The organism is Acidocella aminolytica 101 = DSM 11237 (genome assembly GCF_900129125.1).
In the GTDB taxonomy this organism is placed as follows: domain Bacteria; phylum Pseudomonadota; class Alphaproteobacteria; order Acetobacterales; family Acetobacteraceae; genus Acidocella; species Acidocella aminolytica.
Map to the genome: position 1 here is coordinate 15,663 of NZ_FQVJ01000013.1, position 12,262 is coordinate 27,924.

The following is a 12,262-nucleotide window of genomic DNA, read 5'->3' on the forward strand; positions in this document are numbered from 1 at the left end:
CAATGCCGTTGCTGGCATAGAGGAAAGGCCACCTTGACACAACATAGCTTTTTTGACGGCAATGCTGGAAAGCGCCCCTCCAAAGCCATTCATTCGAACTGCGACTCTTCTGCCATTCACAATCGACCCAGGATATGCGGCCGTAAGACCTTCTTTCTAGGCTTCGTGGTAGCAGCGCTTCTCGCCGGCACGCGGCTTGTTTTTTTGTTTGCGCCTGTCAGCACGGACCCCGATGAGGGATGGAATGCCGCTCATGCCGTACTCGCTATTGGCGGCGGCGTGCTCTACCCCCCGTCTGGCGGGCTGACGGGCACAAACTACCCGCCGCTTTCTTTTCTTTTGGCGGGTCTGCTCGGCAGGATAACGGGCGATATGATCTTCGCCGGCCGTTTGCTCGCACTTTTTAGCATCGTCTGTGTCGCGGGGCTGGTCTGGCAGATCAGCTTTAAACTAACCCGGGACCGCCTAGCCTCCGCCTGGCCCCTGCTGCTTTTCATACTCTACAACGCAACCCTTTGCCGTTCTTATCTCGGTATGGATGACCCGCAATGGCTTGGCCAGGCGTTCGCGTTGGCGGGGCTGGCGGTTCTGCTGCCGCGGGATTCTTCCACGCTTCCCGGTGGGTGGCGGATAACCCTCGCCGCGTTTCTGTTCGTGGCAGGCGGGTTTGTGAAACAAAACCTGGTCGGCCTGCCTCTGGCGGTCACGGTCTGGCTAGCCATGGAAAGCCGCCGCGCCTTTGCCGTTTGGCTTGCGGCTGCCATTACCGCTTTGGCTCTGGGCTTTGGTCTTTGCGCGAGTGTCTATGGCACGCCTTTCTTCCAAAACGTGTTTCTTACCCCGCGGCATTACGAGGCATCTCGGGCTTTTCTGAAGTCCCTGCCCTTTCTTCTGGCCCTGTTGCCGATGATCTGGGCATCTTTCTGGCTAGCCCGGTTCAGGCAGGAAGATTCGCGCCTGCGCTTGCTGCTGCTTTGTGCGCTCATGGCGCTTGTCACAGGCGTTGTGGAGCGGGGCGGAATGGGCGTGGATATCAACGCGCATTTTGAAGCCTTGTCCGTCCTTTGTATCCTCTCTGGTCTTGCCCTGGCCCGCGCGCCGGGCGCATGGCGATGGTTTGCAGTTCCCTTTATCGCCCTCGTGCCATTGGGCGCCGTGAAAGGCTGGCATGACGTGACTAGCTACCCTGCCCGGCTGACGGCGTTTCAGGCCATGGAGGCGCAGATTCGCGCCCAGCCCGGCCCCGTTGCGTGTGAGGATCTGGCCTATTGCTACTGGGCTGGCAAAGGCTACCCGCTTGATTTCTTTCTCTATGGGCAGCGCTTTCTCGCCACGCATAAAGACAGCGCTCTGCGCGACGCCATTGCCGATGGCAAGATCAGCGCCGCGCAAATCAACACGCACCACACCCAGCAGTCAGCCTTTAGCGACCCGCTGCCACCACGCTTGCAAAGCTTGAGCACCGGCACACTCTACCAGTCAGGTAGCCAAACCCTTCTTGCCCTGTCTCCGCGCGCTCAGGGTTGAAACGGTAGTTTTTCCTGTATCTTCGCCGCACTGGGCAAATCGCTTTCCTTAAAGCCACCGCCGAGATCCTGGTAGAGGGCGATGCTGGCCAGCAAACGGCTCTGCTGAATTGAGAGCGCCGTCTGCTGATCCGAGAGCAACGTGACCTGGGCACTAACCACTGTGGTATAATCCACCGTTCCGGCACGGTATTCGTTCAGGGCAATCTGCGCGGCGCGAGTGGCGTCTGCCACGGCACGGGCCTGTACCTCGGCCTGGCGGGCATAGATCTGCAGGTTGGAGAGGTCATTCTCCACATCCTGGAAGGCGCTCAGCACGGTCTGCCGGTAGGTTTCCACGCTCTCCATATAGGCCGCCTCCGCCGCCGTCACCGCTTGGCCGCGCGCACCACCTTCAAACAAATTCCCCGTCACGGTCGCGCCTAACGACCAGAGCTCGTTCGAAGCATTAAACAACCCCAAGATCGGGTTGGCCGAGAACCCGCCCAGCGCCGACAGTGACAAAACCGGATAATACGCCGCCTCCGCCACCCCCACCAACGCATTCTGCGCGGCCATCGTGCGCTCGGCAGCGGCAATGTCCGGACGACGCTCCAACAGCGTGCTGGGCACTTGCGGCGGCGCCACCGGCACCGTGGCAATCTGCGGCCCCTCGGGAATGGAAAGCTGCGCTGGCGCCTCGCCCATCAGCACGGCGATGGCATGCTCATATTGTGCCCGGGCCACATGCTCAGCGATGAGGCTGGAGCGCGCGCCCTCCAGTTCAGTCTGCGCCGTGATCACGTCGGACTGCGACACTGTGCCCGCCGCATATTTATTCCGCGCGATCCGCAGACTCTCCTGGTACGCCGCCACGGTTTGCCGCAACAGCGCGATATTCGCATCGGCCGAGCGCAGATACACGTAATCAGACGCCAACTGCGCCTGGGCACTCAGCGTGGCATTGGCCAGATCCGCCGCGCTCACCTGGGCGCTAGCCACATCGCTTTGAACCTGGCGGCGGATTTTGCCCCAGATATCCGGGCTCCAACTCGCCTGCCCCTCAAAGCTGCCGGAGGTGGTGGGGCCGCCATGGGTTACGGCGCTGGCTGTAGTTTCACCCGCGCGCGTGGCCGAGCCGGTCAGCCCCAGCGTCGGGAACAAGCCGCCCCGGGCCTCCTGCGCCAGCGCCACGGCCTGCTTGTAGGCGTAATAATCCGCCGCAAGCGTGGCATTGTTCACGGCAACCTTGGCTTCCAGCCGGTTCAACTCCGAACTCTGGAAATTCTCCCACCATTGGCCCTTGGGGGAGGCATCGGCCGGCTCAGCCTTTACCCAGCCGGGCGCGGCCTTGTAGGCGACGGGCACAGCGAGATGCGGCTTTTGATAATCCGGCCCCACCATGCAGCTTGAAAGACTCAACAAGCCCAGCAGCCCAGTCCACGCGATGCGCCTCATGGCACCTCCACAATACTTCCTGAGCGCGGCGCGGCATTATCCCGCCCGCCGCGCAACTTCGTGGCAAGCCGCTCCAGCCAGAGATACAGAACGGGCGTCGTGTACAGCGTCAACGCTTGGCTCACCAGCAGCCCGCCAATGATGGTCAACCCCAGCGGTTGGCGCAACGCCGCCCCCTGGCCAATGCCAATCGCCAACGGCAACGCCCCCAGTACGGCGGCGAAGGTGGTCATTAAAATCGGCCGCAGGCGCAGACTCGCGGCCCGGAAGATCGCATCCTCCGGTGCCAGGCCCTCGCCTCGCTGCAAGGCCAACGCGAAATCGATCATCAAAATGGCGTTTTTCTTCACGATGCCAATCAGAAGAATCACTCCGATCAGCGCAATAATCGTCAGCGGTGTGTCCAGCATTAGCAAGAACAGCGTCGCCCCCACCCCCGCCGAGGGAATGGTGGAGAGAATGGTCAACGGGTGGATCGTGCTCTCATACAAAATCCCCAGTACGATATAGACCGCCGCGAGCGCCGCCAGAATAATCAGTGGTTCGGAGGCTTGAGAGGATTCAAACACCGCCGCCGTGCCCGCAAAGCCGCCTTTAATGGTCAGCGGTACGTGGAGATCGTTCATGGTTTCTTGAATCAGCGCTGCCGCCGTGCCCAACGCCACGCCAGGCGGCAAAGAGAAGGAGATCGTCGCCGCAATCTGCCCGCCCTGGTGGTTCACCGTAATCGGGGTCGTGCCGGGGGAGATGGTGGCAAAGGCCGAAAGTGGCACCATCGTCTCTTTATTGGTGCTGACCGCCGCGCCGGAGGAGGCATTCTTGATGCCAGTGATGGAATTGATAGCGGCGTTGGTGACGCTGTCCTCGGCAATGACGGTGGTCGCAGCCGTGGCGCTGGTGCTACCAGTGGAGACCGACCCGGCGGCAAGCTGGGTCGAAGCCGTGCCGCTGGCGGTACCACCCGTGGTGCTGACATAAATGCGTGCAAGATCCGCCGGCGTCTGCTGGTAACGCGGCGCGAACTCCATCACCACCTCATACTGGTTCAGCTCATTATAGATGGTAGACACAGTGCGCTGGCCAAATGCATCGTACAAGGTGGCGTCAATCTGCTCCGGCGTGATGCCAAAACGCGCGGCTTGCGCGCGGTTGATCCTGATATCCGTCTCCAGCCCCGCAGATTGCAGGTCGGAATTCACATCCACCAGCGCCTTGTTCTGCTTCAGCGCCGCGACAATCTTCGGCACCCATCGCTTCAGGCTCCCCAGGCTGTCGCTGGTCAGAGTGTATTGATATTCGGCATTGCTCTGCCGCCCGCCCGCGCGCAAGTCCTGGGCTGGAACCAGAAACGTCCGCGCCCCCGCAATCCGGGACAACGGCCCCCGTAAACGCGCCACAACCTTCGCCGCGGAGGCAAGCCGGGCGCTCCGAGGCTTTAGGGTGACGAAGACAAAGGCGGAATTGGTTGAACGCCCACCGGTAAAGCCGGAGACTGATTCTACAGCCGGATCTTCCTCGATGATCGCTTGTGCCTTAGCCATTTTTTCCTTCATCGCGGCGAAGGAGATGGATTGATCCGCCTGCATGTTGCCAATCAACAGCCCGGTATCCTGCTGCGGGAAAAACCCTTTCGGCACCACCACAAACAAAGCGATATTCAGAATGATGGTGAGCAGAAAACCAAATCCGACCAGCTTGGAGTGACGCAGCGCCCAGCGCAAGGATTGTTCATATCCGCCCCGCATCCGGCTGAAGCCGCGTTCCATGGCATCTAGCAACCGGTGCGGCTTGCGCTCATCATGCCGGATCGGGCGCAACAGCAAGGCGCAGAGCATGGGCGTGGTGGTCAACGAGACCAGCAGCGAGATCAGGATGGTGATGCACAGCGTCTCCGCAAACTCACGGAACAACATGCCAACCAAGCCGGGCAGCAACAAAATCGGCACAAACACCGCAATCAGCGACAGGCTCATCGACAGCACGGTGAACCCCACCTCAGCCCCGCCGCGCAGCGCCGCCTCCACGGGGGCCATCCCGGCTTCCAGATGGCGCATGGTATTTTCCGTCACCACCACCGCATCATCCACGACGAACCCCGTGGCAATGGTCAGCGCCATCAGCGAAAGATTATCGATCGAGAACCCCAGCAGATACATCGGCCCGAATGCACCAATAATCGAAACCGGCACGGCCAGTCCGGGGATCAGCGTGGCACGCTGTGAGCGCAGAAACACAAACACCACCCCCACCACCAGCAGCACGGCGATGAATAGCGTGCGCTCAGTATCATCCACCGCGGCGCGGATGGACTGGCTGCGGTCCATCGCGACAGCCACATGGATGGCGGGCGGCAAGGCGGCTTTAAGTTCCGGCAGTAGTGCCTTAATGGCGTCCACTGTCTTGATAATATTGGCGTCCGGCGTCCCGTGAATAATCACCAGCACCGCCGACTTGCCGTTATAAAGCCCAGCATTCTGAGTGTTTTCGACCGAGTTTTCGACCTTCGCGACATCAGACAGCTTCACTGCTTCGCCATTGCGATAAGCCACAACCAAACCCCGGTATTGCGACGCCCTCGTCGCCTGGTCGTTGGTGTAAAGCTGGTAACGCGTGGGGCCTACATCGAAATAACCCTTGGGCGAATTGGCATTCGCCGCCGCCAGCGCGGCTCGCACGTCCTCAAGCCCGATGCCATATTGCGCTAGCTTTCCCGGCTGCAACTCCACCCGTACAGCCGGCAGAGCAGAGCCGCCTAGCTCCACCTCACCTACGCCGGTAACCTGCGAAAATTTCTGTCCCAGCACCGTATCAGCTGAATCATAAAGCTGGGCCGGTGTCATCGTGCCCGATGTCAGCGACAGAATCATAATCGGCGCATCGGCGGGGTTGAATTCATGATAGGTCGGATTAGCCCGCAAACTAGTCGGCAAATCTGCGCGCGCCGCCTGAATAGCCGCCTCCACATCACGCGCGGCGCCATTGATATCCCGGCTCAACCGAAATTGCAGCACAATGCGCGTGGACCCGATCCCCGATTGCGAGGTCATCTCAGTCACGCCGGAAATGGCCCCCAAATGCCGTTCTAGCGGTGCGGCCACCGTCGAGGCCATTGTCTCCGGGCTGGCACCCGCCATCTGGGCCATGACCTGAATCGTCGGGAAAGCTATTTTCGGCAGCGGTGCCACCGGCATACGAGTAAATGCCAATATGCCAGAGAGCGCGATGCCAATGGTCAGCAAAATGGTTGCGACCGGCCGACGAATAAAGATCGCCGGTATATTCACGCGTGTTGCCCCCTTACCCGCCGCGCCAGCGCGTCGAAGGCGAGATAGATCACGGGTGTTGTAAACAGCGTCAGCACCTGGCTGACGAGCAAGCCACCTACGATGGCGATGCCGAGCGGCGCGCGCAGTTCAGCCCCCATGCCGCCGCCGAAGATCAACGGCAGGCCGGCGATCATGGCCGCGAGCGTGGTCATCAGGATGGGGCGGAAGCGCAGCAGCGCCGCCTCATAAATCGCCTCGCGGGGGGGCTTTTGCTCGCCGCGCTCAGCCTGCAACGCGAAGTCGATCATCATGATCGCGTTTTTCTTCACGATCCCGATCAGCAGTACGATACCGATAATGCCGATTACCCCCAGCCCGTCGCCCGCCAGCCACAGAAACACCAGCGCTCCTATGCCCGCCGATGGCAAGGTGGACAAAATCGTCACCGGATGCACGAAACTCTCATACAATACGCCCAGCACGATATAGACCGCGATGATGGCCGCGATGAGCAGATAAATTTCACTGCTCAGCGAGGTCTGGAACTGCGCCGCCGCACCCTGGAAAGAGGTTTGCATCGCCTTTGGCAGGTTCACGGCTTTTTCCACCCGTTCGATCGCATTCACCGCCTGCCCTAGCGTCGCCCCTGGCGCCAGATTGAAGGAGATGGTGGTCGCCGGAAACTGGCCGAGATGCTGAATCACCAGCGGCGCCTTCTCCACCTTAAAAGTGGCGATGGCCGATAATGGCACCTGCCCACCGGAGGATGAGGAAGACGGCAGATAAATATTCCCCAGTGAGGTCACTGAGGTCATCTTATCCGCCGGCACTCCCATGATAACCCTGAACTGATCGCTCTGGGTGAAAATGGTGGAAATGATGCGCTGACCAAACGCATCGTACAGCGCGTTATCCACGGTGGCAGGGGTAATGCCAAAGCGCGCCGCGTTGGTACGATTGATGTCGATATAAACCGAATCACCCTGCGCCTGCAGGCCGCTCGCCACGTCGGTGATTTGCGGCAGAGTCTGGAGTTTTTTCATCAGCTTCGGCACATAGCTGGTAAAATCGGCGGAATCCGGATCTTCAAGCACGAACTGATATTGGGTGGGCGATATCATCGTATCCAGCGTCAGGCTCTGCACCGGCTGCAAATAAAGCGAGATACCGGGAATATCCGCCACCGCCTTGTTCAACCGGGGGATCAGCCGCGCGGCGCTGAGACGGCGCTCTGATTTCGGCTTCAGATTGATCAGAAACCGCCCCTGGTTCAGCGTAGTGTTGGTGCCGTCCACACCGATATAAGAGGTCAGGCTGACCACATCCGGGTCTTTCAGCAAGGCATCGGCTAGCTGTTGCTGATGCTGGGCCATGGCCGCGTAGGATGTACTTTGCGCCCCCTGGCTGATGCCCTGAATCTGCCCAGTATCCTGCACCGGGAAAAATCCTTTCGGGATAAAGGCATAAAGCAAAACCGCCAGGAAAAAACTTCCAACCGCCACACCAAGCGTGAGGCGGGTATGCTCCAGCACCCAGCGTAACCCGCGTCCATATGCCGCCACCACACGCGCAAAATAAGCCTCCGCCACCCGCGCGATATGGCCCGGATGCTCCTCCGACGCCGGGTGCAGCACGCGCGCACACAGCATCGGCACCAATGTCAGCGACACCACGGCGGAGATAACGATTGTCACCGCCAATGTCACCGCGAACTCAGAAAAGAGTCGCCCCACCACATTTCCCATGAACAAAAGCGGGATCAGCACGGCGATCAGCGAGACAGTGAGCGAAATGATGGTGAATCCCATCTGTCCCGCCCCTTTCAACGCCGCCTGCAACGGGCTCTCGCCCATCTTCAGATAACGGGAGATATTCTCAATCATCACAATCGAATCATCCACCACGAACCCAGTCGCAACGATCAGCGCCATCAGTGAAAGATTATTGAGTGAGAACCCTGCCAGATACATAAAAGCCAGCGTGCCGATCAACGAAACCGGCACCGAGATGGACGGAATAATGGTCGCACGCAGGCTGCCGAGGAACAGATAAATCACCACCACGACAAGAAAGATGCTAAGCAGCAGCTCAAACTCCGCCTCCTGCACAGAAGCGCGAATAGCGGTTGTACCATCGCTCATCACCGCGATCTGCAACGCCGCGGGCAGCCCCGTGGTCAGGCGCGGCAACGCTTTTTTTATGTCATCAACCGTCTGGATGACATTAGCGTTGGGCTGTCGCTGGATGTTCAAAATAATAGCAGGCGTTCGGTTGGCCCAGGCACCCAGTTCCGCATTCTCCGGCGCGGCGATCACCTTTGCCACATTCTTCAAAAAAACTGGCGTGCCGTCTTTATACGCAATAACGAGGTTTTCATATTGCGAGGGTTCGCTGATCTGATCGTTATCATTGATCGTATAATTTTGCTGCGGCCCAGAAAAACTGCCCTTAGGCGAATTCACATTGAGATTGGCAATGTCCGTGCGGATATTGTCGATAGAAATGCCATAAGCTGCCAGCGCCTGCGGGTTTACCTCAATCCTGACCGCAGGCTTATGCCCACCGGAAACAGACACCAGCCCCACGCCTGGAATTTCTGAAATCTTCGAAGCCAAGCGCGCATTCACGATCTGCTGAACATCGGTCAGCCGCAAGGTCTTGGAGGTGATCGCCAATGTCATGATCGGCGCGTCGGCCGGGTTCACCTTGTTATAAATCGGCGGCGCCGGAAGATCCGACGGCAGCAAATTACCCGCCGCGTTAATGGCTGCCTGCACTTCCTGTTCCGCGACATCCATGCTCAGCGAAAGATCGAATTGCAACGTGATAACCGACGCCCCGGCCGAACTTTGGCTGGACATCTGCTGCAACCCGGCCATCTCACCCAATTGGCGCTCCAATGGCGCGGTAATCGCAGTGCTGACCACATCCGGCGATGCGCCCGGATAGAATGTCTCAACCTGAATTGTCGGATAATTCACTTCCGGCAGCGCCGCGACCGGCAGAAATTTCAGCGCCACCAAGCCGACCAGCACAAACGCAATCATCAAAAGCGATGTCGCGACCGGCCGGAGAATAAAAAGCCGAGATGGATTCACGGGCCAGCCTTCGTGTTCTGGCCTTTATGAGAGGAGGCAACAGGCGTCAGGGTTTCCTGGGTGCCGTTGGTCGTCACCGTCTCACGGCCCGTGACCATGACCTTGCTACCATCCGCCAGCCGGTCCACGCCATCCACCACCACCACCTCACCCGGCTTCAGCCCTTTGGTGATGACAGTGTTAATGCCATCCGTCGGCCCCATGATCACGGGTTGCACCTTTACCTTATCGTCCGGCTGCAACACATACACATAGGTGCCTGGTGCGCCTTCCTGCACCGCGGGGCTAGGAACCAGCGTGGCGTTCTCCAGCGTCTTCACCAACAGATGCACATTCACAAACTGATTCGGAAACAGCTTATTGTCCCTGTTGGGAAAGTCCGCGCGCAGCTTCACCATGCCAGTGGAGGTGTTCACCTGATTATCCACTGCGGTCAGCGTACCTTCCTCCAGCTTGGTCACGTCATCACTGCCATAGGCGCTAGCGGTCAACGTCTTACCGGCTTCAATCTGTTCCAGAACAGGTGTGAGATTTTGCTGCGCGACCGAGAAAATCACCGTAGTGGGATTCGTGGTCGTCACCACCGCAATGCCGGTGGAGGAGCTTGAAGTAATATAATTCCCCGGATCCACCAGCCGCAGGCCAATCCGCCCCGTCACTGGCGAGGTGATATGGCAATAAACCAGATCCAGCTTGGCGGAATCGATATTTGCACGGTCCCCCTTCACCGCCGCCGCATCCTGCGCCACCGTAAATTCTTGGTCAGATACGGTCTGGGCGGAAATACTGTCCTGCGCCGCCAGCTTCCTGTACCGTGCCAGATCCGACCTCGCCTGGGCCAGACTGGCTATATCCTTCGCCAGGGCCGCCTGATATTGCGCAAGCTGGATCTCATAGGTCCGCGGGTCGATCTGCGCCAGGAACTGCCCCTTTTGCACCATCTGCCCCTGCTTGAAGCCCACCTTGGTCAGATACCCGCTAATCTGCGGCATAATGGTCACCGTGTCCGTCGGGGTCACCGTGCCCAGCTCATCCAGCACCACCTTCATCGGCCCGCTGGTGACCGTCGCCACCCCAACAGCTGGCACGCTCTGCCCCGCAAAAGCCTTTCTGTGCCCCGTGTGACGCCACCAAACAAAAGCTACAAGCAACACAAAAGCGCCGAATAAAGCCCAACGCCCCCGACCGCCAAAATGGCCAGAACTAGATCCAAACAACAAACCCAGCTCCCGTGATTATACTACATGGGATGCTATACTGGTCCTGACCTGTTTTGTCCTTGTCACCAGAAAAACAGTGAATGACAAAAGGTAACTTGTTTAGGGGAGCGGCGCGTTTTCCAAGCTAGGCAACGGCAGTCCCGCGATCCAGGGCACCAAAGCATACAGCAATGTCAGCACCAGGCTGGCCGCCAGCATTAAAAACGCACGCCAACCCGTGATCTGCAAGCCAGATTTGAACACAAACCAACGGTTCCAGAGCAGATACAGGCCAATAAGCCCCACAATCCCGATTTCCACCTGGTTCATGGGCAAGCCAAACTGCACAATGATGGATCCAAGCAGCGCCGCCAAAAAGAGCAAGGGCAAAACCAGCCAGAAGCACCAGTTAAGGGCCGTAGCTGTACGTAGCCATGCGTCCCGGCGGCCAAACAGCCGGGAAAACTCAAAGGTCAGTACCGGCAAGGTGAGCACAGCGCATAACCGCGACATCAGCCCCACAAGACCCGCCCTCCAATCTCCGCCAACGGCCGTAATAAACGCCCCCACCAAAGGAAACGCTATAAGCGGTGCCAGCGAGGCGGAAAAAGCTTCCAGCGTGCCGGAAAACTCCTCTATCCCCTTGGCGTTGCCGCGCGCCAGCATCAGAAGCCCTTGCAGGATCATAGGCAGAACTCCTTGATCAAGGCCTCATAAATATCCGCGAGCTGCTCAAGCTCCGCTATCGGAACGGCCTCATTGACCTTATGCATGGTGGTCCCCACCAGCCCGAACTCCGCGACTGGGCAGTAGCGGGAGATAAACCGTGCGTCGGACGTGCCGCCACCGGTATTGCGGTCTGGCGCGCGCTTTGTCACCGTTTCAATGGCCCGGACTAGAGCGCCGATTTCATCGCCCGGCTGCGTCAGGAATGATTCGCCCGAAACCTTAACGGCAAGCGTTACATCCGGCGCGTACCGGGCCAGCACATCCTTGATCCAGGCGGTCAGGGACGCGCCACTATGCAGGTCATTGAAGCGGATATTCAACTTTGCCACCGCTTCCCCGGGAATCACATTGGACGCCTTGTTACCGACATCCACGGTCGTGACCTGCAAGCTCGAAGGTTCAAAAAACTCAGACCCTTCATCCAGCCGTCGCTCGGTGAGCTCGGTCAAAACAGGAATCAGCTTGTGCACGGCATTATCAGCCAAATGCGGATAAGCGGCATGGCCCTGACGGCCCGGCATGGTGATGGTGGCGTTCAGGCTGCCGCGCCGTCCCACCTTCACCACATCCCCCAGGCAGGTCTTGCAGGTTGGCTCCCCTACCACACAGAAATCCGGAATTTTACGGTGGGCCTGCATCCATTCCAGAACACGCACGGTACCATCCACCGCGTCGCCTTCCTCATCCCCGGTGATCAGCAGCGAGACATGCCCGGGCACGCGCGACAAGGCGGCCACAAAGGCGGCGATACCGCCTTTCATGTCCACCGCCCCGCGCCCATACAGCAGGCCGCTCTGCTCTTCAGCCGCGAAAGGCGGATGAGACCAGCCCTCACCCGGTGGGACCACATCCGTATGTCCCGCGAAACAAAGATGCCGCCCCGGCCCTTTGCGTTCAGCGAAAAAATTCTCGATCTCGCCGAATTTCAGCCTCGCGACCTCAAACCCTAGCCCCTCCAGCGCGGAAATCAGCACACCCTGCGCCCCGGCGTCGGCAGGGGTCACAGA

At 59.3% G+C, this 12,262-nt stretch carries 7 protein-coding genes; 1 reads left to right on the forward strand and 6 read right to left on the reverse strand.

The features are described 5' to 3' along the window. Nucleotides 1–33 precede the first annotated feature (33 nt). On the forward strand, nt 34–1,527 hold the full coding sequence (locus BUB54_RS08735) for a hypothetical protein (protein ID WP_048877383.1): 1,494 nt from the start codon (nt 34–36) through the stop codon (nt 1,525–1,527). On the opposite strand, the gene BUB54_RS08740 is transcribed toward BUB54_RS08735, so the two are convergent. The 6 genes from BUB54_RS08740 to dapE form a co-directional block, all read right to left on the reverse strand. After that, the gene (locus BUB54_RS08740) at nt 1,518–2,963 is read right to left on the reverse strand and encodes an efflux transporter outer membrane subunit (protein ID WP_048877384.1); all 1,446 of its coding nucleotides are present in this window, start codon (nt 2,961–2,963) and stop codon (nt 1,518–1,520) included. The genes BUB54_RS08735 and BUB54_RS08740 overlap by 10 nt on opposite strands. Beyond that, complete coding sequence (locus tag BUB54_RS08745) at nt 2,960–6,247, reverse strand: efflux RND transporter permease subunit (protein WP_048877385.1); 3,288 nt, start codon at nt 6,245–6,247, stop codon at nt 2,960–2,962. The genes BUB54_RS08740 and BUB54_RS08745 overlap by 4 nt, the downstream gene beginning before the upstream one ends. Continuing rightward, on the reverse strand, nt 6,244–9,327 hold the full coding sequence (locus BUB54_RS08750; RefSeq protein ID WP_048877386.1) for a multidrug efflux RND transporter permease subunit: 3,084 nt from the start codon (nt 9,325–9,327) through the stop codon (nt 6,244–6,246). Before BUB54_RS08750 ends, BUB54_RS08745 begins: the two co-directional genes overlap by 4 nt. Then, nucleotides 9,324–10,415: an efflux RND transporter periplasmic adaptor subunit gene (locus BUB54_RS08755; RefSeq protein WP_241869292.1), complete on the reverse strand. Its 1,092-nt coding sequence runs from the start codon at nt 10,413–10,415 to the stop codon at nt 9,324–9,326. Before BUB54_RS08755 ends, BUB54_RS08750 begins: the two co-directional genes overlap by 4 nt. A 231-nt stretch (nt 10,416–10,646) precedes the next feature. Further along, complete coding sequence (locus BUB54_RS08760) at nt 10,647–11,213, reverse strand: hypothetical protein (RefSeq protein WP_048877388.1); 567 nt, start codon at nt 11,211–11,213, stop codon at nt 10,647–10,649. Then, a complete protein-coding gene (gene dapE / locus BUB54_RS08765; RefSeq protein ID WP_408735454.1) occupies nt 11,210–12,259 on the reverse strand; it encodes a succinyl-diaminopimelate desuccinylase in 1,050 nt (349 codons plus the stop codon). The genes BUB54_RS08760 and dapE overlap by 4 nt, the downstream gene beginning before the upstream one ends. Nucleotides 12,260–12,262: the final 3 nt, after the last annotated feature.

Bases quoted from the DNA above. Each gene is read 5' to 3' on its own strand.
- BUB54_RS08740 (WP_048877384.1), bottom strand. From the start codon at position 2,963: ATGAGGCGCATCGCGTGGACTGGGCTGCTGGGCTTGTTGAGTCTTTCA.
- BUB54_RS08760 (WP_048877388.1), bottom strand. From the start codon at position 11,213: ATGATCCTGCAAGGGCTTCTGATGCTGGCGCGCGGCAACGCCAAGGGG.